Consider the following 22828-nt stretch of genomic DNA (forward strand, 5'->3'; position numbering starts at 1 on the left):
ATCATAAAACGAGAAAAGACTCTATTGCTACACTTGATTGTCGCGCAATAGAGTCTTTTTTAATTGGTGCAAGCTTAAAGTGAGGGTAACAGATATGCCCGCGGCAAAGCTCTTTCCAATATTCTTTATCCCACTAACAACACAGGATATATGCTGTATCTATTGCTGAGTCTCCAACGTGCTTTTGATAAACGGATAAATGTCCGAATCAGGAGAGTTGGTATAGCTCAAGATACGTCCATCCGGTGATATGAAAATCTGGGTGGGATAGTGTGTAATCTTATAGTCTTCTGTTATCTTATTGCCTTTGGGAGCGAGTACATTATGCCAGGTCAACTGATTTTCCTTGATAGCCTTTTGCCATCTTCTCTCATTATCATGACAGGCTATACCGATAATTACCACCTTGTCTTTGTTCTTCTTATAGAATTCTTTTAATTCCGGCAGTGCCTTCAGACAAGGTATACACCAACTTCCCCAAAAATCCAAAAGGATATATTGACCACGAAAAGAAGACAGGCTGATTTCTTTTCCTTGCATATCCTTCAGTTTAAAGTCTTTAGCTGCCTTTCCTATTAAATCAGATTGCTTCTTCTGTTTTGAATTCTTTTTCTGAATCTGTTTCACCATGAAATCAAACAAAGGACGCATTCTTCCCTTCTGTACGCTTGATGAGAGCAAAGCGAAAGCTTCTTTCATCTTCGTTTCATCCATCACATGTAATATATTATAATCAGTAATCAGTGCCACACATGCTTCGTTGTCCTTATTCGCCGTTACATAGTCTAAAATAGCTTTGTACTTATCTGTACGCTCGCGGTAGGCAGGTGATTTAATAAAACTTCTTACCTTGGCATATTGTTGAGAAAAACCAGTTCCTTCTATTTCCTGATACCCTTTGCATCTGACAGATTCGCCTGGTACAATGACAAAACGCTCAATTTGGTCGTCGTCTCTTAATTCTGAAAAAGCAGGGGTTGATATATTCATAATAGCCGGAGACTCTAAAGCTATCTCATAACTGAAGTTTCCGTTTTTCCTCAATACAGTATCCTTCTCCACTTCTTTTCCAGATATACACTCTGTAATATTTATCAACAACGTATCGCCCCAATGAGGATATTCTACCGTTACATGGCATACATTCTGAGCAGATACCATCATCAAAGCAGAAAATAAAAATATGATAACAACCAGTCTCTTCATGTCTAATACTTAGGTATTTATAGTGAATCATCCAAGGTGTATATACCTCGATATTTATAAAGATACGTCGTTTATTGTTACCATCATATAATTACCAACTCAATTTAAATAACATTAAAAACAATTCATAGTTCTTTGCTCGTGGCGAATTGATGTTTTCAGAGAAAATATTGTTGGCAATAAGTCGAGTATATAACCGGGACGAAGTATAAACTTCTCAACGAAAGATAAAGGAACTATATGAATCAAGAATCAATGATTATCTGCAATCGTACCATCCCCAATCAACGGTTTTGCGATAGGATGCCGATTTTTATTTTTGGCTGGAAATAATCTTGATATTATTTGGTGATTATAACAGAAAGGTTTACTTTTATGCTGTATTCCTAAGATAGTAGAAACATGAAAGGCTTTGCCCGTCCTTTCCCCGATGGAACTGGCTGTCGTAAGCCTTTTATTTTAGGGAGATGAGAGAAAAAGAGGGCGTAGTGTGTCAACATTACGACAGTCACAATGCTGTTTGGCAGGAGTAGAATATGAGTATCAGTAAAAATAATACACCCATAAAATCTATATTTATATGATGAAACATCTGTTATTTGGTTTGGCCATACTGCTGGCAAGTATTGGTCATGGATATGCACAATCTTTTGTATGTCGTATTTCCGGCGAAGTGGAAGATTTAAGCGAGAAACAGTTGATGCTGTTTGAAAGTGGAGCGGTCACACAGATAACTCCTTTTGTTACTATAGAGATTAAAGATGGCAAGTTCGATTACAGATTGATTGCCGATACCCTTAAGTGTTATACCGTATGCTTAAAGAGTGAGTATGAAAGAGGCTCTATGCGTGTGGCCGAGTTTATTGCCGAGAATGCTGCCGTCCATATTACGATTCCTGCCAGGACTGGGGAAGAAGATGATGGCATAAAGATAGTAGCCGATGGAGAGGAAAACGGCATGATGATGAAATATATTGCTTACAAGGATTCTATGTTTGCACTCTATGACCCAAAATTTAAAAAGCTGGAGACAGAACGGGAGAGTCTTGATAGGAATAAACAGCTTTTTAAACCTATTGTCTATGAAATCTATTCAAAGATGGAACATGCTCAGGATGCACAACGAGACAGCTTGTTCCAGCTTCTGCCTAAGGACCGGCTTTCCGATATAGGGGCAGCGTTAATGGCAAAATACGAAGATTTGAAAGATGTCTTTCGGGTAGACTTAGTCAAATGGTTTGAATCCAACAAGTGCTTTTATAGTCTTGCCGGAATAAGAAATCAAATGTTAAGTAACAGATTGCCTAAAACGCAAGCAAGATTGGCAGACATGTTTCTGACATATTATGTGGATTATATGCCTGAGCATCCGTATACTCAGGAGATAGCTTATGAGGTAGCAGCTTCAAGATTGCAGAAGGGGAAAAAGTATATCGATTATGATGTGCGAGGCATTGATGGGCGCAACGTGAAACTATCATCTCTATATACGGGTAAGATTATACTCATCGATATGTGGGCAAGTTGGTGTGGTCCTTGTAGGCGCCGTGCTAAAGCGATTATTCCTGTCTACGAGAAATATAAAGACAAGGGATTCCAGGTAATCGGTATTGCCAGAGAAATGAATATGGAAAACATGAAATCTGCCATCGAGAAAGACGGATATCCGTGGTTGAACCTGTTGGAACTCAATGACCAACATGCTGTCTGGTTGAAAAATGGGCTTCAGAATTCAGCTGGAGGCGGTTTTCTCATAGATGAGCAAGGGACAATCCTGGCTGTTTATCCTGAAGCCGACGAATTGGAAAAGATTCTTCAAGAGCGATTATAGACTTCTGGGGAGGTCGGGGGCATGCCCTTGGAAGCGCCCCCCGTTGCTTTTCTTCTCGTCCAATAGTGCTGTTGTCGGCGATGCTGGCGAATGTGTGTTTTAGGGAAATGGGACATTCTGATAGGCATTTCCCTATATGTTAATCAGGGCGTTTTCGTAACTTTGCCATCGAAAAAATATTCAAATAGAAATAAACAAACGATGGAGAATTTAAATTTAGAACGTATGGAATTTGGAAACAATAATCAAAAGCAGACGCTGAAGAGTGTCTTCAAGCTCTGCCTGCTGGCAATGATACTGACATTTGGCGGAGTACATCAAGCAAAAGCCCAGGGTTTCCTAAAGGGATTGATGGATGTTGAGGTAATCAAGCACGATGGCGGACTGGAAGAGCAGGTGCGCTACCTGCCTTTTAAAGGAAAGTCCGGCCGTATTCACTTCTATTATTACGCTGCCGAGAAGGAGGCTGCCGAGAAGTATATCGAAAAAAATAAGCTGACAAGGGTTTACAGTGTAGACAGAGAGTATGCCCGTCAGACAGCCAGCACGGCCCGCGCCGAGCTTACCAAAGCGCTGAAAAGTGTACTGACTGCCGACCAGACAGCTCGTTTCAACGCCTTGAAGAACAATCCTTTCCAAGCCAATATGTACGTGTACAACAAGGAACACCAGTGTTTCCCGATGTTTGTAGTGTTCGATGGAGCTAACAAGTGTATCAACGAAGACCAGATTAGAGAGGTGCTCAACTGGCTTGGCAAGGTGAAACTGCCGGTTCTGCCCACCACCGGCCTGAAGACTTCTAAGGCATATTACGTGTTTGAGCCGGCTATTCACAAGGTGTTATAGCCCGGAAATCAAGTCTGTATAGAGTTCTTACCCGTTGGGCAGATACAATTCTCCCTACAACTCATCAACTTACAAACTCAAAAACTTGCTCGTCATGTGGAGTACCTATCGGCACTCAGCATCCTTCACACCTGTTGTCCTACGGTTTGCGCTCCGCTCCAACCGTAGGCTATTATGAACTGTAACCGCGTTGCGGTTAGTTCCATTGTCCATCAACAAATAATAGCGGTGAAACCGCTATAGTTTATACTAGCCGATGTGTTGTCGCACAGCGACAACCGTTGGATAAAGAATGAAGAAAAAGAATGAGTGCCGCGAGGTACTCCACATCATAAATGAGTTTGTAAGTTGATGAGTTGGTGAGTTTTCTTGTCTATTCGTTAACTTGTCAACATCTCTACTTCCCCCTATGCTCCCTCGCTTTGGGAGAGGGGGTGAGAAGCGGTTTGCTTTTCCTGTTTGCAGACTCGGCATGCAGCATCCCAACAATCTTCTAATCTCTTACCTGTCAATTCATAATTCACAATTCTCAACTCTCAATTTTCTATTAAATTTCTGCAAGGCCTTGGCAGTGTTGCTGACTGGGCTTTGCAGCATTGCTGTTCGTACCTTGCAGCGATGCTGCGGAGGCCTTGCAGTTTTATGAGTTGAGTTTATGAGTTCCTGAGCTTGGCTGTCTGTGAATTATTGGGAGGTAACAACTGATAAGTAAACGTGTTGATATAGGTCAAAAAAGGGTGGTGTTTGCGCAAACAGGCAGAGAAAAGTGTTGTACACTTGGTGATAAGTTGTTACCTTTACATCGTATTTAGACAAGGATAACAGAGAAGACGGCGACTCCAAACAGGATAGGGGAGTCTCTGAATAAAGAAAGGTAGAAAGATGAAGAAAAGGATAATAATGTCTCTGGTGGTATTGTTTGGTATGACGGCTGTATTTGCAGAGGAGACCCAAACGACTGCCGTAGAGGGGTCGAACGCGTTTAATATCAACTTCAATTTACGTAAATTGGCCGAGGCGTTGAGTCTCTCTTCCGACCAGCGTCTCATTGCTGAGGATGTGCATAAGGCTTTTGCCATCGAAATGAGTAATGCGGCTGTCGCGCCCAAGGACGATAAGCGCAAGATGGTGGAGCGTGCTGTGGCCAACGACATTCGTCACATGCGCTATGTGCTGAATCAGGAACAGTTTGACAGGTATGTGTTGTTGCTCAATACGACGCTTGAGAACAGGGGATTGAAAGGGAGGTAGCCGGAGTTAACAGGGAGGTAGCTGGAGTTAACAGGGAGGTAGCCGGAGTTAACGGGAGGTAGCCGGAGTTGACGGAAGATAGCCGGAGTTAACGGGAGATAGCCGGAGTTAACGGGAGATAGCTGGAGTTAACGGGAAGTAATGGGAGATTCCGAGTGTTAACGGAAGCAGGCTCAGGGCTGTCTCGATGATGAAAAAGATATAATTTCTCTTTCGCAATAGCGAAAGTCTTATGTACTGTTTAGATCAAATCAGTGATGGGTGTCCAAGAAATTGGATGCCCATTTTTGTTTTTGGCGTGTTTACAGTGTGCGTCTTATCTCACTGACAGCACACCGAGAGGGCCTGTAGAGGATGCAGGATAGCGCTGGAGCTTGTTGCCGGGATTGCCGCCGACCACAAGTCCGCCGTTGTTCAGGTCGTACTTGCGGTGGCATACGGGACAGGTAGCAATGCCTGTGGAGGCCACAGACAGCGGTTTGCTGCGCAGGGGAATGGCATCCGGGTCGAAACAGTTGGGGCATTCGCGGTCGTAGGCATAGAAGGTGGCATCGGCGGAGTTGCCGAATCCTACGATAATAGCCCCGTTCATGCCCAGTTGGAACGAACGGCGCGAGTCGATGGCGTTGAAGATGGACTCGGAAGATGTGTGCTGGTTGCTGACAAATCGGAAGTACTGAGCACCGCCGTGAGTGGTGATGGTGAGCGTGGCGAAGACTCCGGAATAGGGAGTCATGGCCTGTGCCAGTACGGCATCTTGGTGTACGCTGTTGTCGATGACGACGTAGCAGGGGTAGTTGCTGTACTCATGCTGGGAGTTACAGGCTGTGGTAAGCAGTAATATTGTGGTCAGCAGACCGATGAAGCGGAGACATCTCATAGGTTCTTGGTGGTTTCGTTGGTTACTCGGCTGTGCCTTGGCCGGTGGCGAGCAGTGCATGCTCGGCCTGTTCCATCTGCTCAAAATGAAACTCGCTGATGGTCTGTTCCATGAGCGCCTTGATGGCATCGTTGCACAGATTGCCGATGCTGCCCTCGTGGGTGTGGTGTATATGCTTGTCGGCCTTGAATGTGCCGGCCTCGATTTCCAGTCCCACTTTCTTGTAGGCATCGCGGAATGGCAAGCCTTCGGCAGCCAGCCGGTTCACTTCTTCTACCGAAAACATAGGGTCGTACATGGGGTTGTCGAGTATATGCTCGTTGACTTCCATTTTGTTGACGATATAGGCAGTCATCTGCAAGCAGTCTTTTAGTTCGTCGAAAGCAGGTAGGAAGACTTCTTTGATAATCTGTAAGTCGCGGAAATAGCCTGCGGGCAGATTGTTCATCATGAGCATGATTTGCTGCGGTAGTCCCTGTATCTTGTTGCTCTTGGCGCGAATCAGCTCGAAGACATCGGGATTTTTCTTGTGCGGCATGATGCTCGACCCGGTGGTACACTCCTTGGGCAGCTTCACGAACGAGAAGTTCTGACTGTTGAAGAGGCAGCTGTCGAAGGCCATTTTGGCCAGTGTTCCGGCCACGGTGGCCAAGGCAAAGGCCACATTGCGCTCGGTCTTGCCACGTCCCATTTGGGCATATACTACGTTATAGTCCATTGAGTCGAAGCCCAGCAGGCGCGTGGTCATGGTGCGGTCGAGCGGGAACGAACTGCCGTAGCCGGCTGCCGACCCCAGTGGATTGCGATTGGTCATGCGCCATGCAGCCTGGAGAAAGAGCATGTCGTCGGCCAGACTCTCAGCATACGCGCCGAACCAAAGTCCGAAACTGCTGGGCATGGCTATCTGCAAATGTGTGTAGCCCGGCATGAGTACGTCGCGGTAGCGGTTGCTTTTGTCTATCAGCTGGTCGAAAAGCAGCTTGACGGCATCTACAATCTCTTTGAGCTGATGGCGTGTGAAGAGTTTCAGGTCTACCAGAACCTGATCGTTGCGGCTGCGACCGCTGTGTATCTTCTTGCCCATATCGCCGAGTCTGCGCGTGAGCATCAGCTCTACCTGTGAGTGAACGTCCTCCACGCCGTCCTCGATGGCGAACTCCCCACGCTCGCATGCAGCGTAGATATGGCGCAATTCGGCCAACAGCGGTGACAATTCGTCGCTGCCTAGCAGGCCGATGGATTCGAGCATGGTGATGTGGGCCATCGAGCCGAGCACATCGTACTTGGCCAAATAGAGGTCCATGTCGCGGTCGCGCCCGACGGTGAACCGCTCTATCTCCTTGTTCACTTCAAAGTTTTTCTCCCAGAGTTTGTTAGCCATTTTCTTGTCGTTTAGTCTCTCTTTTCGTGTATAGTCGGTAATCTCTCATAGTCTATCGGGGCAGGCTGCCAGTGCGGTAGTATCGAGAAACGGGCGATGATGGGTAATCATGCTGTCTCTCCGCCATGCGTATGCCGCCAGATATGTGCAAGGGAGTGTGTTCTGTTCGGACACACTCCCTTGGCGTATAATCAATATTGTATCATCTGTAGGGCGTCGGCAATCTTCTCAATGCCCTCTTGAAGGGGTTTCTGAACCATTCCCTTGATAAACGGATTAAGCTCGGCCTTGATGGTAAGCTTCATTTTGCACGAAGTTTCGGTCACGGGTAGCAGCTGTATCCAGAAGTTGAAAGGGAGCGGACTCTGCTCTGTCTCAAACTTGATGCACTTTGGCGGTTCGCGGTCGATGATATGTAATTTCACTGCGCCCATCGGACTGCCGATGGAAATGGAGTCTTGGTCGAACGAGAGGTCGTTGAGTTTGTCTTCGGGGATGCGCCCCTTGATTCTGTCGATGTTGCTCAGGTCGCTCAGCATGTCGTAGACAGCCTGCTGCGAGTAGGCTATCTCGCGAATGCTACTTTCAAATTTACTCATGTTGTATGGGGTGTTGTTTTATTTGTGCCAATGCGCCGGATCCTTGCGCCATTCGTGTAATAGTTCGACATCGCTCTCTACGATGTACTCGGTGTCGAGCGCTTCTGCTACCACATGGTCGTAATCGGTGAGGGTAACGAGCTTCACGCCGGCCTTGTTGAAGGCTTCTGTGGCCTCAGGAAATCCGTAGGTATAGGCTGCTACCATGCCAATGACGTCGCATCCGTCTCGGCGTATAGCCTCGACAGCTTTCAGACTGCTGCTGCCTGTAGAGACGAGGTCTTCTACCACTACTACCTTTGAGCCGGGGCGCAGTTCGCCCTCTATCAGGTTTTCCAGACCGTGGTCCTTGGGTTTCGAGCGCACATATACGAAAGGAAGGTGCAGCTCATCGGCTACCAATGCACCTTGTGCAATAGCTCCTGTGGCTACTCCGGCAATGGCTTCAACCTCTGGGAAAGCCTCTAATATGGCGTGTACCAATTCCAGCTTGATGTAGTTGCGCAGTTCTGGATACGACAGCGTCTTGCGATTGTCGCAGTAGAATGGAGAACTCCAGCCTGATGCCCATGTGAAAGGATTATCGGGTTGCAGTTTGATAGCTTTTACCTTGAGTAGTTTCGATGCAAATTCTTTCTTTAAAGTGTCCATAGCGTATTGGTTTTAATTGTTGACAATGCAAAGACAGTGCAAACGAATACAAAGAGGGTTCACTCTCTGTGGGTCGAGTGTGTCCTGTCTCATGCAAAGGTAAATCAAATATTGCAGACTTCAAAATAAAACCTGGAACGTTAGGATTCTTTGTCTAATGAGATAGAATTCACATTGGTTTTGTTAACTTTTTAATTGGTTAGAATGGGGAAGAAAACATTATAGATGGTGGTTTGCAATATTTTTCTTACCTTTGCAACATTCAATAAGGATTAACAATATTAGCGATATATCGGTATGATGATAGAAGACGAAATTGGCAGTGCGGTACTCGCGGCAGTGAAGGAACTGTACGGGCAGGATGTTCCGGCCAAGATGGTGCAACTCCAGAAGACTAGAAGTGACTTTGAGGGTAATCTCACACTCGTGGTATTCCCCTTCCTGAAGACCTCCCGGAAGAGTCCCGAAGCTACGGCAGAGGAGATAGGTAGCTATCTACAGGAGCATTGTAAGGCGGTGGCCAAGTACAATGTGGTGAAGGGATTCCTGAACCTCTGCATTGCGTCGGCAGCCTGGGTAGACCTGCTCAACGATATTCATGCCAATGAGAAATACGGCGAGAAGCCCGTCACGGAGAATTCGCCGCTGGTGATGATAGAATATTCGTCGCCCAATACCAACAAGCCGCTGCATCTAGGACATGTGCGCAACAATCTGTTGGGATGGTCGCTGGCTCAGATTATGGAGGCCAATGGTAATCGGGTGGTGAAGACCAACATCGTCAACGACCGCGGTATCCACATCTGCAAGAGCATGCTGGCATGGCAGAAATGGGGCGAAGGCGTGACGCCGGAGACGAGTGGGAAGAAAGGCGACCACCTGATAGGCGACTTCTACGTGTTGTTCGACAAGCATTATAAAGCAGAATGCAAGGAGCTGGAGGCACGGTTCAAGGCGCAAGGCATGACCGATAAAGAGGCGGAAGACAAGGCTGCTGCCGAAGCTCCGCTCATTCGCGAAGCTCACGAGATGCTTGTGAAGTGGGAGCAGGGCGATGCCGAGGTGCGCGGATTGTGGCAGAAGATGAACAACTGGGTATATGCCGGTTTCGACGAGACCTACAAGGCAATGGGTGTGGGTTTCGATAAAATCTATTATGAATCGGATACCTACCTCGTAGGAAAGAAAAAGGTGGAAGAAGGATTGGAGAAAGGTTTCTTCTTCCGCAAAGATGATAACAGCGTGTGGGCCGACCTTACCGACGACGGACTCGACCAAAAGCTCTTGTTGCGCTCGGATGGCACATCGGTGTATATGACTCAGGATATAGGAACGGCGCAGATGCGCTTCGCCGATTTCCCCATCGATAAGATGATCTATGTGGTAGGAAATGAGCAGAACTATCACTTCCAGGTACTTTCCCTGTTGCTCGACCGCCTAGGTTTCAAATGGGGTAAGGAGTTGGTACACTTCTCTTACGGCATGGTGGAGCTACCTAACGGCAAGATGAAGAGTCGCGAAGGAACGGTAGTCGATGCCGACGAGCTGATAGCAGCAATGGTAGACGACGCCCGAAAGACCAGCGACGAACTGGGTAAGTTCAAGGATATGAGCGAAGAAGAGCGCAACGAGATTGCCCGCGTGGTGGGTCTGGGTGCGTTGAAATATTTTATCCTGAAGGTGGATGCCCGTAAGAATATGCTCTTCAACCCTGCCGAGAGTATCGACTTCAACGGCAATACCGGTCCGTTTATTCAGTACACCTACGCCCGTATTCGCAGTATTCTGCGCAAGGCAGCAGCCGAAGGCATCGTATTGCCAACCGCACTGGCCGACAATGCACCACTGAACGAAAAGGAGACCGAACTTATACAGAAGCTGAGCGACTTCTCTGTAGCTGTGGCACAGGCCGGGACCGACTATAGTCCGAGTGGTATTGCGAACTATTGTTACGAGCTGACCAAGCTGTTCAATCAGTTCTACCACGACTACAGCATCCTGAATGCGGAGCATGAGGACGAAAAAGTCACGCGTCTGGTGTTGGCTGCCAATGTGGCCAAGGTCATCAAGAACGGTATGGCGTTGCTGGGTATCGAAGTGCCGGAGCGAATGTAAGAAATCGGAAGGCCCATTCCGCCCCTCTTTAAAAGGCGGTAATGGGTTTTCTCCCAACTCTTTTTCAGGAGAGCGAGAATTTTATATCAAGGCTCATCTGAAAGAATATTAATATTATGGTATATGGCTGACACTCTTGTTAATCCTCCGTCATGGCGCAATGATACGGTACTCCCACTCCATCAGGCTGTGGGATTGCCTGCTATTGCCGTAGATGCAGCTTGCAGTGGCAATCCCGGTCCGATGGAATATCAGGGTATCGACCTACAGACAGGAGCGCAGATATTCCATTTCGGTCCTGTGCATGGCACGAATAATATTGGTGAATTTCTGGCCATCGTGCATGCTTTGGCCTTGCTGGATAAGAAAGGAGTCACGGGATATACCATTTACAGCGACAGTTACAATGCTATATTATGGGTAAAGAAAAAGCAATGTAAGACCAAATTGGAGCGCAATGCCCAGACCGAACCCTTGTTCCAGATTATTGCACGTGCCGAACAATGGTTGCGGACGCATCGCGTAACAACGTCTGTAGTGAAGTGGGAAACCAAGCAATGGGGCGAAATACCTGCCGATTTCGGTAGGAAGTAAATAGGTATGGTCCATCCCTTTCTCTATTTCCTCCAACCTCTAACCTTTTCTCTCTTATCTGTTATTTTCTGGCAAGATGCCTGTATAGCCAGAGCATGGCCGGTATAAGGAAGACATTGGCCGCTATCCAAGCTACCGGGTCGCCGAAACATACGCCTACAAAGTGGTAAGTAGGTACAAGCCATAGACTGACTCCGCAGCGTGCTATCATCTCCATAACACCGCTGAGCATGGATAGATTGGAGTAGCCCAAGCCCTGAATGGAATAGCGAAGCACGCACAGCAATCCCAAGGCAGGATAGAAATAATTGGCAATACGCATGAAAAGCGCCGCATTCTCAATCACCGCGTGTTGGCTTCCATCGACAAACATCATCATCATGTGGTCGGCAAAAGGATAGATGATGAGGAAAGTGAACACACAGTAGACCAACATCATCTTCGTAACGGCAGCGATACCCCGTCGCACACGCACCAACTGATGCGCCCCGATGTTCTGTCCGCAATAGGTGGCCATAGCCACTCCGAGATTGTCGAACACACAGGTAAACAGATATTTGATGCGCATGGATGCCGTAAAAGCAGCCACATACGTAGTACCAAGAGCATTGTTGGCGCTCTGGAGCATGATGATGCCGATACCGGTGATAGAGAATTGGAGTCCCATAGGGACACCGCTATTCAGCAGATGGCCTACCATAGAATCGTGGTAAGCCCGTTCTGCTCCCTGTGGAATCAATATCCGCATGCTTCGACGGATGTACCAGGCACACAGCAGGGCCGAGAAGCCTTGTGAAAGGAGAGTGGCAATACCAGCCCCTTCTACTCCCATGCCTAGCAGTAATATCAGGACGACATCGAGAATGACGTTCAATACCGATGAAGCAATCAGGAAATAAAAGGGTTGACGGGAGTTTCCCAAGGCACGTATAAAACCAGATAGCAGGTTGTAAGCCATCGTAAACGGGATGGCAAGAAACTGCAACATCAGAAACACGTAGGCTTCGTGAAAGATATCGGAAGGTGTGTTGACCAGTCCAAGGATGCGGTGACACAAGATACAGGAGACGCTGGTGATGACTACCGAAAGCACGATACTGATGCGGATAGAGTTGGCTACGTAGGCACGCATCTTACTATAGTCTTTCGCACCGAACGTCTGAGCCACGGGAATGGCAAATCCGGCACACGTCCCATTGCAGAAACCCATAATCAGAAACATGATGGATGTAGACGCACCGATGGCAGCCAAAGCTCCTACGCCGACCCACTGGCCCACAATGGCAGCATCGATGACCAGGTATAACTGTTGGAGTATATATCCTAAAATCAGTGGAATGGAGAACTTGAGGATATCCCTTGCGGGTGATCCTACCGTCATGTCTGTTACATTACTCATCTTCTTTTGCTTTTCCCTACAAAGTTATCGCTTTTTATGGAACTATGATAATCTCGTTCCTACGAATCGAGTATTGCGTCAACTCATGGATGTGCTACTTCTGGGCAGCCTTGATAATTCCGCCGGCAGATATATCGAGAGAGGTCGATAAGCGGATGTCGGCACTGCTGCTACCTAGTAGTATGCCCGTCTTTCCTGGTACATAGATCCATTGACGGGCTTTTGTGTCCCATCGTCTCAGGTCTGTCTTCTTCACGGTCAGCTCCACTGGAATCGTTTGCCCGGCCTTAATCATGACACGCTTGAAAGCTTTGAGCTGTTTCTGCGGATTGCTGAAGTGGCTGTCGGGATAGGTGACATAGAGCTGGACGACCTCCTCGCCGTCTCTCTGACTATCGTTCTTGACATTGACAACCACACGTATCTCATCTTTCTTGTCCGTGCTGACAGTCTTGACCGCCTGATATTCGAACTTCGAGTAACTGAGTCCGTAACCGAACGGATAGAGTACCGGTCGTTGACTGTACATATAGGTGCGGCCATGTCGGATGTCGTAATCCATCATCTCAGGCAAATCGGTGATGCTACGCACCCACGTCTGTGTCAGTCTACCGGCCGGATTCACCTTTCCAAGCAATACGTCGGCCAGTCCGTTGCCTTGCTCCTGTGCGCAGTGGGTAATGTGTACGATGGTGGGTAAATGTTCGTTCGACCAGTTAATGGTATATGGGAAACTGCTCACGAGTACCAGGATGGTATTGGGATTAGCCTGATGAAGTAGTTTCAATACCTCTTCTTCGGGCAGATTCATCGTCTGGCGGTCAACGGCTTCGCGTCCGTCGCTCGGCACAGGGCAAAATTTCCAGTCGGTTTTATGCCCGTAGGGATGATTGCCGTAGCATGCTATGACCACGTCGGCCCATTTAGCCAACTGCTCGGCTTGCCCCATCTTATTGTCTTTTGCCATCTTTATCTCCACGCCACTTCCTCGCAATGCCGATTTCAGACCGTCGTAGATGGTCACTTCGTAAGGCGGTTTCCCACTGTACCAGTCTTGTACGATTTCGTTGGTATAGGGCCCTATCAGTGCTATTTTCTTGAATCGGTTCAGGTCGAGGGGCAAAAGCCGAGTGCTATTGTCATTTTTCAAGAGAACGACCGATTTGCCCATGGCCTCGCGTGCCAGTGCCTTAGCCTCCTGGGTATGGAAAGGTGCGGTGTCGAGCGTGTCTCTGCCGATGGCCAAATACGGATTCCTGCTGTCCTTGCCATCCAGCAATCCCAGTTTCAAAGCTACGAAGATGTTGCCTCGGATGGCCTTGTCGATGTCCTTTTCTGTCAGCAATCCTTGGCTTAAAGCGCCTTTGATAGCTGTGCGGTAGTCGTCGAGGAATTGACCGGTTGTAGCTTTTACGATGGCGGCAGCCCCTTCTTCCATTGTCTTGTAGGCGTGATGAGCTTCCACAAGCAGTTTGAATGCTCCTCCGTCGGTACAGATGATGCCATTGTTTCCCCATTCTTTTCGCGTGATAGACTCCAGAATAGGATTTACGCACATCGTTATGCCATTCCATTCATTATAAGATGCCATGAAAGCACGGCTTCCTCCCTCGGTGATAGCCTTGTAGAATGGATAGGAGTAGTACTCGCGAAAGAGTTGTTCATCGAAGTTGCTACTCGTCGAATCTCGCCCATCCTCGTTGCTGTTGGCCAGGAAATGCTTGAGCAGGGCTGCACTCCGCCAGTATCTGGGATGGTCTCCCTGTAGTCCCCGAACCATTGCCGTAGACATTGTAGCGGTGAGAAAGGGGTCTTCGCCAAAGCTTTCTTCGGTGCGTCCCCAGCGCGGGTCGCGTGCCAAATCGGCGTTGGGTGCTCGTAGCACCAGTGCTTTCTGGACGTCTTGGTTTGCAGCTTGCGAGTAGTATCGGGCTTCTGTGCCCTCCAATTCGCCGATTCGTCGAATCAAGTCAGGGTCCCAGGTCTCTCCAAGTCCGTACGATTGTGGGAATATAGTGGTGGGATATTCTATCTGTCCTTCGCTTCCATCAGGATTCTTGATGCGTTTCCCCCATCGGCCTGGGCCTCCCAAGGTCAGTCCGTGCAACCCCTCATAGTGTCCGTAACTGGGTATTCGAAGACGTTTCACCCCTAAGTCGGTAGACAGGTAGTCTATTTTCTCATCAAGCGTGAGTTGGTTGAGCAGATTTTCTACGCGCTTCTCATCAGAGAGTTTCAGGTTTTGGTATACCTTTGGTTGTGCGATAGATGTCGTTGATAGCAGCAACAAGCCTGTTGCAAGCATGATTAAGCGATGTTTCATCTTTAGTAGTAGTTTGTTTTGCAGTAGTAATATGATAGGCTATTGCTAACCTACATGCAATATTCGCAAAAATTATTGGATTGTACAAGTGTTTCGTTGGAAGATACCATAAGCTGACATTCTTTTCAGCCCGTTACTCTCCCTCTCGATAGTCATTGGGTGTATGGCCCGTCAGTCGCTTGAAGTATTTGCAGAAGAAGCTCACGTTAGGGAAGTTCAGCCGGTCTGAAATCTGCTTGATTTGCATGTCGCTGTGTTTCAGTTTCACTTTGATATCCATGATGAGTGCACGGTCTATCCACTCTTTGGCGGTCTGTCCACTCACTTGTTTCACCAAAGTTCCAAGATAACGGGGACTGATACATAGTTGGTCGGCATAGAAATTGAGCGCATGTTCTTGCCCTACATGTTCGTTTACCAGTGCGATGAAGCGGTCGAAAATCTGTTGGTCGTGCGGTCGTTGCACTGATTGCAGCCGCGAGTCGCGCCGATGTAACCGGTCGGTCTCGTGTATCATGGCGGCCATAAGGCTGTTGGTAGCCTCGTCGCTGTGGGTGGGTTGGTTGACAAGTTGCCACAAGCTGGCAAACAATAGATGGAATGTGTGCTGCTCTGTATCGGACAGATGAATGTGGAAATCGTACATCTGGCGGGCAAAAGGTTCCGGAGGCCGGCCACCAAACATCATCTGTAGTCTATCGGGCGACACCGAAAAGGCTTCCAGGTCGGCATCGCTGGTGAATTGGTTGACCTGAATGATGCTGCCGGCACTGACGAAAACGAGGTCTCCGGCTGCCAGTTGATGCTGTCTCAAGTTGAAAGTCACATTGGCTTTCCCGGCCTTTAAGAGGAATAATCGCATGTCGTCTGCTTTGATGGGTATATTTTCTTGCATCACCGAGACCATGATATCAGAACGCTCGATAGCCATCACCATATCCTTTTCTATATAAGGCAACAGTGCGCCTTGATGTCGGTTGCTATCAATGATGGCCTTGATTTCCGAAAAACTCAGCTGTCGTGTCTTCCTTCTTTCCATGTACTGAATAATGATAAAACTACGCAAAGATAATTATTTTGGACTTATTGTGCGCTGTAAAAGTGTGTTTTTGTACAAATAGAACATATATAAGGTCGGAAAGATAACGACAATCTGGCCAATAGCCAGTATCTTTGCCATCAGAACGAAATACATAAAAGAAGCATGAAAAGAGAAATCTTGTTGTTCATAGGATTGTGCATGTTGTCCAGGGTGTTCGCCCAACTCACGTTGGAGAGTTGCAAGCAGTTGGCCTACGACAACTATCCTGCTATCAGGCAGTACGCATTGATAGAGCAGAGCCGCGACTATACAGCTGCCAATGCGGCCAAAGCATGGTTGCCACAAGTCAGTCTGTCGGCTTCGGGCTATGCCTTTACCGACCTTATCGACAAGTCAACACCCCTCGGTGCGGTCGGTCTCAATACGAGAAACTATATGGGTATGGCGCAAGTACAGGTCAACCAGACACTCTACGACGGCGGTAGCGTGGCTGCAAAGAAAGGTATTACTGAGGCTGAAGCTGCGGTCAAGACGCATCAGCTCAATGTTGCGATGTACGACATCAACCGGCGTATAGAGCAACTCTACTTTGGCATACTCACGCTTGATGAGCAGTTGAGACAGGTAGCATTGCTCCAGAAAGACCTGGATATCAGCGAACAGGCTGTCAAGGCAATGATGAAAGAGGGTGTGGCCAATCAGAGTGATGCCGACGCGGTGAGCGTGGAACAGGTCCAGGCACGCCAACTTGAGAGTTCGTTGCACGCTTCCCGTCGCACATTTGCCACGATGCTGGCCACGTTTATCGGTCGGGAGGTGACGTCGCACACTTCTTTAGCACGCCCTGTCACCCTCCCTTATAATAACAAGGTGGATGTGCGCCGGCCCGAATTGGAATACTATACCGCACAGAGTCGACTGTTGATGGCGCAGCGCAAGGTTCTCAATGCTCGTCTGAAACCGCATCTTGGCGCATTTGGAATGGCCAATTATCACAGTCGCATGGCGTCGATGGTCAACAACGGACTGTTGGCCGCCGGTCTGACATTGAGCTGGAATATTGGTGCGCTGTATACCCGCAAGAACGATTTAGGACAGTTGGCCCTGCAACAGCAGCATATCGACAGCGAGCGCGAGACTTTTCTGTTCAACAACCGTCTGCAGAATGAGCAGTCGAATGGAATTATCGACAATCTGCAAAGACAGATAGAAGAGGACGATGAAATTATCCGATTAAGAATAAGTATCCGCGAGCGGTCTGAACTGAAAGTGAAAAACGGTACGGAAACAGTGAACGAACTGCTTAGGAATGTCAATGCGGTGAGCCGTGCGCGTCAGTCCAAGGCCTTGCACGAACTGCAATTATTGCAGGAAATATATCATCTACACGAACTAAACAACAACTAAAGATATGAAACTACATCTATGGATAGTATCGGCGGCAGTGATATTGTTCGCTGCCTGTGGCGAGAAAGAGAAGGAATTTGATGCCACCGGCACGTTCGAGGCAACCGAAGTGACGGTCTCGGCCGAGCAGAATGGTAAGTTGCTTTCGCTGGCTGTAGACGAAGGTAGTCGCTTGTCGGTGGGAGAGCAGGTAGGCTTGATAGACACCGTACAGCTCTATCTGCAAGCTAGGCAAGTGGGAGTGACGCGTGAGGTGTATGCCGCTCAACGTCCTGATGTGCAGAAGCAGATTGCTGCCTTACGCCAGGAATTGGCCAAAGCCGAGCAGGAACGTAGCCGTTATGCCTCGTTGGTAGGGGCGGGAGCGGTCAACCGCAAGTTGCTGGACGATGCCGAGAATGCTGTCAAGGTGCTGCGCAGGCAGATAGAAGCACAACAGTCGGCACTCGGCAACAGCACGCAAAGTCTCAATTCGCAGATGAGCGCGAGCAATGTTCAGCGTGCAATGGTACTCGACCAGCTTTCCAAATGTCACATTGCAGCACCCATCAGTGGCGTCGTATTGGAGAAATATGCCGAGCAGGGAGAGTTTGCCGTTGTCGGAAAACCGCTCTTCAAGCTGGCCGATACAGACCATCTGTTCCTTCGGGCGTATCTGACGACAGCCCAATTAAGCCGGGTAAAAGTGGGACAACGCGTAAAAGTGATGAGCGACTACGGCCGTGGCGACCGCAAGATGTATGCCGGGACAGTGACATGGATTTCGTCTCGGTCGGAGTTCACGCCTAAGACTATTCTCACCGACGACGAACGGGCCGATCTGGTGTATGCCGTGAAGATAGCCGTGAAGAACGACGGATATCTCAAAATAGGTATGTATGGAGAAGTGAAGCTATGAATGCCATCGAAGTAAACGGCGTATCGAAGCACTATGGCAACGTTGTCGCCCTGCAAGATGTCTCGTTCAGCGTACCCAAGGGGGGACGCTATGGACTCATCGGGCCTGATGGATCTGGTAAGACGTCCATGTTTCGCATCTTGGCTACCCTGCTACTTCCGTCAAAGGGCACAGCCACGGTCGACGGATTTGATACCGTGACAGGGATGAGGGAGATTCGCCGACGGGTGGGATATATGCCGGGCAAGTTTTCACTCTATCAGGATCTCACCGTAGAAGAGAATCTGCGCTTCTTCGCAACGCTCTTCGGGACGACCGTAGAAGAGGGCTACGACAGCGTGAAAGACATCTATGGGCAGATAGAGCGGTTTAAGACGCGCCGTGCAGGGGCGCTCTCTGGCGGTATGAAACAGAAATTGGCGTTGAGTTGTGCGCTCATTCATAGTCCCTCGGTATTATTTCTCGACGAGCCTACGACGGGCGTAGACCCAGTGTCTCGCATGGAGTTTTGGGACATGCTCGACAGCCTTAGCGAGCGGGACATCACGATATTGGCTGCCACTCCTTATCTGAACGAGGTGCGGCGGTGCGACCAAGCCATCTTCATGTCCGAAGGACAGCTGCGCGGTATCGGTACGCCCGACGACATCCTGGAAGAGTTTAAGGATGTATTCGGCACTGGCTCGGCTGCAAATGGCAGGAGCGACAAGACCGATATTCTCTCCGACAACGTCATCGTCGTGGACAATTTGGTGAAGACGTTCGGCAGTTTCCACGCCGTGAACCACATCAGTTTCAGCGTGCGCAAGGGTGAGATATTCGGCTTTTTGGGTGCAAACGGTGCGGGAAAGACCACGGCCATGCGTATATTGGCTGGACTTAGCCAGCCTTCGGGAGGACGGGCGACGGTGGCGGGATATGATGCCAGTACGCAATACGAGGACATCAAGAAGCACATCGGCTATATGAGTCAGAAGTTTTCGCTGTACGAAGACATGACCGTGAAGGAGAATATCCGTCTTTTCGGGGGTATCTATGGCATGTCGGATGCTGCAATCAACGAAGAGGCCACCATGCTCTTGGAGCGCATGGACTTCATGAAATATGCCGACACGCTGGTGCGCGACCTCCCATTGGGGCGCAAGCAGAAGCTGGCTTTCTCCGTCAGTATCTTCCATCAGCCCGAAGTCGTGTTCCTCGACGAACCTACCGGCGGTGTCGACCCGGCCACGCGACGCCAGTTCTGGCAACTTATCTACGATGCAGCCGAGCGTGGCATCACCGTCTTTGTGACCACGCATTATATGGATGAGGCCGAATATTGCGACCGCATCTCCATCATGGTTGACGGCGAGATACGTGCGCTCGGTACGCCCGACGAATTGAAACGGCAATTCAATTACGAAACCATGGACGAGGTGTTTACCCATCTCGCCCGCCAAGCAAGGAGAGATTGAGTACGATATGAAGACATTCCTATCTTTCGTCTTCAAGGAGATGAAGCATATTCTGCGCGACCCACGCACGATGCTGATACTTTTCGGCATGCCTGTGGTCATGATGTTACTCTTCGGATTTGCCATCAGTACCGACGTGAGGAGCGTGCGGGCTGTGGTCGTCACGTCGTCGATGGACGACGCGACGCGGCGGTTGGTCGACCGGCTCGACGCCTCTGAATATTTCGACATAGTCTCGCTGACGGCTACACCGGCCCAGGCCAAGCAGCAGATACGCGACATGAAGGCCGATATGGCTGTGGTCTTCTCGCCCTCCTTCGCCCAGCACCGCTACGACGGAACGGCCTCGGTGCAGCTGTTGATGGGTGGTGCCGATCCCAATATGTCGCTCCAGCAGGCCACCTATGCCTCGCAGATATTGCAAAGTGCGGTCGGCATATCGGGGGCGGCGGTACATACGAAGTTGCTCTATAACCCTCGGATGAAGAGTACTTACAACTTTGTGCCGGGTATCATGGGACTTTTGCTCCTTGTCATTTGCGCGATGATGACTTCGGTGAGTATCGTTCGGGAGAAAGAGCGTGGAACGATGGAGGTCCTGCTCGTCTCTCCGGTGCGTCCGGTGTTGGTATTGATTGCCAAGGTAGTGCCTTATCTGTTGCTTTCGCTGGGCATCGTGGGTATCATTCTGCTCATTGCGCACTATGTGCTGGACGTGCCTGTGGCCGGTAGTCTGACGGCCATCTACGGTGTGACGATGCTGTATATACTCCTGGCATTGGGGCTTGGACTGCTCATCAGTGTGGTAGCCGATACCCAGCTGGCGGCCCTTCTGGGGTCGGGCATGGTTCTGTTGATGCCCAGTCTGCTCCTTTCGGGTATGATATATCCCGTGGAGAGCATGGCCACGATACTGCAATATATCTCGCTCATCGTGCCTGCACGGTGGTATATTGATGCCATCCGCAAGCTGATGATTATGGGTGTGGGCATCGACATGGTGCTGGAGAACATATTGATACTCTCTGCGATGGCCCTGCTGTTTATCACAATAGCCCTCAAGAAATTCAAAAAACGACTGGAATGATACTGAAATACCTCATACGGAAAGAGTTCATACAGATGCGTCGCAATAGTTTCCTGCCACGCCTCATCGTAATGTTTCCCATCGTTATCATGTGCGTCATACCCTGGGTAGCCAGTATGGAGGTGCGCGATGTGGCTGTCAGAGTCGTAGACCACGACCACTCGCAACAGTCTGTCCAGCTCATCCATCGCATCGAGGCGTCTCGTTATTTCTCTTTTCAAGGTATTTCGGCTTCATACACTGAGGCATTACAGGAGGTGGAGAAAGGGCGTGCCGACGCGATAGTAGAGATTCCACGCTTCTACGCACGCGACATTGCACAGGGCAAGATACCCCAGGTACTCATTGCAGCCAATGCCGTGAATGGTATGAAAGGCAGTCTCGGAGCGTCGTATCTGGGCCGTATCGTGGTGCAAAATCTGCCTGTTCATGCTGGTATGCCGACTGTGCAGGGTTGCATTGTGACCAAGAATCTCTACAATCCGCACCAGGATTATAAGGTGTTTATGATTCCTGCGCTCATGGCGATGATTATGATTATGATTTGCGGTTTCGTCCCTGCCCTTAACATTGTTGGCGAGAAGGAGGCCGGAACTATCGAGCAAATTAATGTGACACCCGTTAGTAAGTTTGATTTCATCATGGCCAAGCTCATCCCTTTCTGGTTGATAGGTATGGTCGACCTGACCGTCTGTCTGCTTATTTCATGGTTGTTGTATGGTTTAGTGCCTGCTGGCAATGTGCTGCTCATCTATCTTTTGGCCGTATTGCTAGCCGTAGTCTTCAGCAGCATTGGCCTGATAGTCTCCAACTATAGCGACACCATGCAGCAAGCCATGCTCGTGATGTGGTTCATACTGATGTGCATGATGCTGCTGAGCGGACTCTTTACGCCCACGCGCAGCATGCCCGACTGGGCACAAGGCATGGTGGTCTTCATTCCCGTACATTATTTCATAGACGGCATGCGGGCTGTCTTCGTCCACGGTGCAGGCTTTACCGGCATCGCCACCCAGCTATCAGCTCTCTTTATCTTTGCCCTGTTGACGGGTGTCTGGGCCGTAGTGAGCTATCGCAAGAATTCATAGTCTCCTGCGCTGGCGACGATATGAACACACCATAATATATGAAATGAAAGAGGTATTATTCTATCAATAGACTGATGTTATCTCCAAAAACATGCTCTTTGTCATCATGGCCAATGATAGAGAATGTAGCATGTTCTATCCTGTCTTTCTTTAGTTGCCCCGTAAAACTTAAAATACAGCTATTTGCCCCGCTTTGCTTATATGCTTTGTAGGAATTTCTAATGGTTACGATATTGTCCTTTATTTTATATTTAGATTTCCCATTCAGAATATATAAGGTATTCTTGGTTTTAAAAGAAATGGAGTCATTGCTTTCAAAATTGATTGAAAGGTTCTGCGTGCCGAATGTTTTCCCAACGGCTATGGGATGGTCCATATCCATCCGTTCATGTTCGCACGAACAGAAAAGGCACAATAAAAATAAGAATGTCGTTTTCACTGTTTTTATGAGTTAAATACACTTATCGTTCATTCGCGTCTTGCAAACCTTTCAAAACTGATTGCTACATATTTTAAAAGTTACATCCGATGAGCTATCACCATACTTTTCGGTTGCAAAAGTACATAAAGAATTGCATTTCTCGACATCTCAAGGGAAAAATGTAACACTTATAGAACTCTTCTTTCCTGACCGTACTTCGGATTGCATCAAGTTTCATCTAATGGCAAATATATAGTATGCTTGCAGACTCGGCATGCCACGTCCCTACTATTTCTAAACTCTTACCTCTCAATCATCAATTCTCAATTTTCAACTATCAATTTTCAATTAA

The 22828-nt window shown here is 48.6% G+C and carries 19 protein-coding genes; 10 read left to right on the plus strand and 9 right to left on the minus strand.

The genetic code is table 11. The features are described 5' to 3' along the window. Window positions 1-159 precede the first annotated feature (159 nt). Window positions 160-1206, minus strand: a complete 1047-nt coding sequence (locus ACZ42L_RS10295; RefSeq protein ID WP_464716033.1) for a TlpA family protein disulfide reductase — start codon at window positions 1204-1206, stop codon at window positions 160-162. Between the two features lie 580 nt (window positions 1207-1786). On the opposite strand from ACZ42L_RS10295, the gene ACZ42L_RS10300 reads away from it, so the two are divergent. The 3 genes from ACZ42L_RS10300 (at window position 1787) to ACZ42L_RS10310 (ending at window position 5134) form a co-directional block, all read left to right on the plus strand. Beyond that, window positions 1787-3037 carry a redoxin family protein gene (locus ACZ42L_RS10300; RefSeq protein WP_464716034.1) on the plus strand — a complete coding sequence of 417 codons (1251 nt, stop codon included), beginning with the start codon at window positions 1787-1789 and terminating at the stop codon, window positions 3035-3037. A gap of 201 nt (window positions 3038-3238) precedes the next feature. Then, window positions 3239-3883 (plus strand): hypothetical protein, encoded by a 645-nt coding sequence (locus ACZ42L_RS10305; protein ID WP_464702705.1) that lies wholly within the window; start codon window positions 3239-3241, stop codon window positions 3881-3883. A gap of 882 nt (window positions 3884-4765) precedes the next feature. Continuing rightward, entirely contained in the window at window positions 4766-5134 is a 369-nt protein-coding gene (locus tag ACZ42L_RS10310) for a hypothetical protein (RefSeq protein WP_464716035.1), read from the plus strand. Between the two features lie 316 nt (window positions 5135-5450). Here the strand turns inward: ACZ42L_RS10310 and ACZ42L_RS10315 are convergent, their stop codons facing one another. The 4 genes from ACZ42L_RS10315 to pyrE all read right to left on the minus strand — a co-directional run bounded on the left by ACZ42L_RS10315 (window position 5451) and on the right by pyrE (window position 8645). Beyond that, the gene (locus ACZ42L_RS10315; RefSeq protein WP_464698930.1) at window positions 5451-6014 is read right to left on the minus strand and encodes a hypothetical protein; all 564 of its coding nucleotides are present in this window, start codon (window positions 6012-6014) and stop codon (window positions 5451-5453) included. Window positions 6015-6036: 22 nt separating this feature from the next. Then, window positions 6037-7395: an argininosuccinate lyase gene (gene argH, locus ACZ42L_RS10320; protein ID WP_464706058.1), complete on the minus strand. Its 1359-nt coding sequence runs from the start codon at window positions 7393-7395 to the stop codon at window positions 6037-6039. 191 nt (window positions 7396-7586) lie between these two features. Then, window positions 7587-7994 carry an SRPBCC family protein gene (locus ACZ42L_RS10325; protein WP_464698934.1) on the minus strand — a complete coding sequence of 136 codons (408 nt, stop codon included), beginning with the start codon at window positions 7992-7994 and terminating at the stop codon, window positions 7587-7589. An 18-nt stretch (window positions 7995-8012) separates the two neighbouring features. After that, on the minus strand, window positions 8013-8645 hold the full coding sequence (gene pyrE, locus ACZ42L_RS10330) for an orotate phosphoribosyltransferase (RefSeq protein WP_464698936.1): 633 nt from the start codon (window positions 8643-8645) through the stop codon (window positions 8013-8015). Between the two features lie 297 nt (window positions 8646-8942). Here pyrE and argS point away from each other — a divergent pair, with 297 nt between their 5' ends. After that, entirely contained in the window at window positions 8943-10760 is a 1818-nt protein-coding gene (gene argS / locus ACZ42L_RS10335; protein ID WP_464702709.1) for an arginine--tRNA ligase, read from the plus strand. 123 nt (window positions 10761-10883) lie between these two features. After that, on the plus strand, window positions 10884-11354 hold the full coding sequence (locus tag ACZ42L_RS10340) for an RNase H family protein (RefSeq protein WP_464716036.1): 471 nt from the start codon (window positions 10884-10886) through the stop codon (window positions 11352-11354). A gap of 61 nt (window positions 11355-11415) precedes the next feature. Here ACZ42L_RS10340 and ACZ42L_RS10345 read toward each other — a convergent pair whose 3' ends face one another. The 3 genes from ACZ42L_RS10345 to ACZ42L_RS10355 all read right to left on the minus strand — a co-directional run bounded on the left by ACZ42L_RS10345 (window position 11416) and on the right by ACZ42L_RS10355 (window position 16115). Then, a complete protein-coding gene (locus tag ACZ42L_RS10345; protein ID WP_464716037.1) occupies window positions 11416-12753 on the minus strand; it encodes an MATE family efflux transporter in 1338 nt (445 codons plus the stop codon). 94 nt (window positions 12754-12847) lie between these two features. Beyond that, complete coding sequence (locus ACZ42L_RS10350; RefSeq protein WP_464716038.1) at window positions 12848-15076, minus strand: glycoside hydrolase family 3 C-terminal domain-containing protein; 2229 nt, start codon at window positions 15074-15076, stop codon at window positions 12848-12850. A 133-nt stretch (window positions 15077-15209) separates the two neighbouring features. After that, window positions 15210-16115, minus strand: coding sequence for an AraC family transcriptional regulator (locus ACZ42L_RS10355; protein ID WP_464716039.1), 906 nt, complete (start codon window positions 16113-16115; stop codon window positions 15210-15212). 165 nt (window positions 16116-16280) lie between these two features. On the opposite strand from ACZ42L_RS10355, the gene ACZ42L_RS10360 reads away from it, so the two are divergent. Genes ACZ42L_RS10360 through ACZ42L_RS10380 form a run of 5 tightly spaced genes read left to right on the plus strand, consistent with a single transcriptional unit; the run spans window position 16281 to window position 22055 of the window. Then, complete coding sequence (locus ACZ42L_RS10360; protein ID WP_464716040.1) at window positions 16281-17525, plus strand: TolC family protein; 1245 nt, start codon at window positions 16281-16283, stop codon at window positions 17523-17525. 4 nt (window positions 17526-17529) lie between these two features. Then, a complete protein-coding gene (locus ACZ42L_RS10365) occupies window positions 17530-18423 on the plus strand; it encodes an HlyD family secretion protein (RefSeq protein WP_464716041.1) in 894 nt (297 codons plus the stop codon). Next, window positions 18420-19880 carry an ATP-binding cassette domain-containing protein gene (locus ACZ42L_RS10370; protein WP_464716042.1) on the plus strand — a complete coding sequence of 487 codons (1461 nt, stop codon included), beginning with the start codon at window positions 18420-18422 and terminating at the stop codon, window positions 19878-19880. The genes ACZ42L_RS10365 and ACZ42L_RS10370 overlap by 4 nt, the downstream gene beginning before the upstream one ends. Before the next feature lie 7 nt (window positions 19881-19887). Continuing rightward, entirely contained in the window at window positions 19888-20967 is a 1080-nt protein-coding gene (locus tag ACZ42L_RS10375) for an ABC transporter permease (protein WP_464716043.1), read from the plus strand. Then, window positions 20964-22055, plus strand: coding sequence for an ABC transporter permease (locus ACZ42L_RS10380; protein WP_464702718.1), 1092 nt, complete (start codon window positions 20964-20966; stop codon window positions 22053-22055). Before ACZ42L_RS10375 ends, ACZ42L_RS10380 begins: the two co-directional genes overlap by 4 nt. Window positions 22056-22110: 55 nt before the next feature. Here ACZ42L_RS10380 and ACZ42L_RS10385 read toward each other — a convergent pair whose 3' ends face one another. Next, window positions 22111-22437, minus strand: coding sequence for a hypothetical protein (locus ACZ42L_RS10385; RefSeq protein WP_464706067.1), 327 nt, complete (start codon window positions 22435-22437; stop codon window positions 22111-22113). Window positions 22438-22828: the final 391 nt, after the last annotated feature.

The organism is Prevotella mikamonis, from assembly GCF_055381405.1.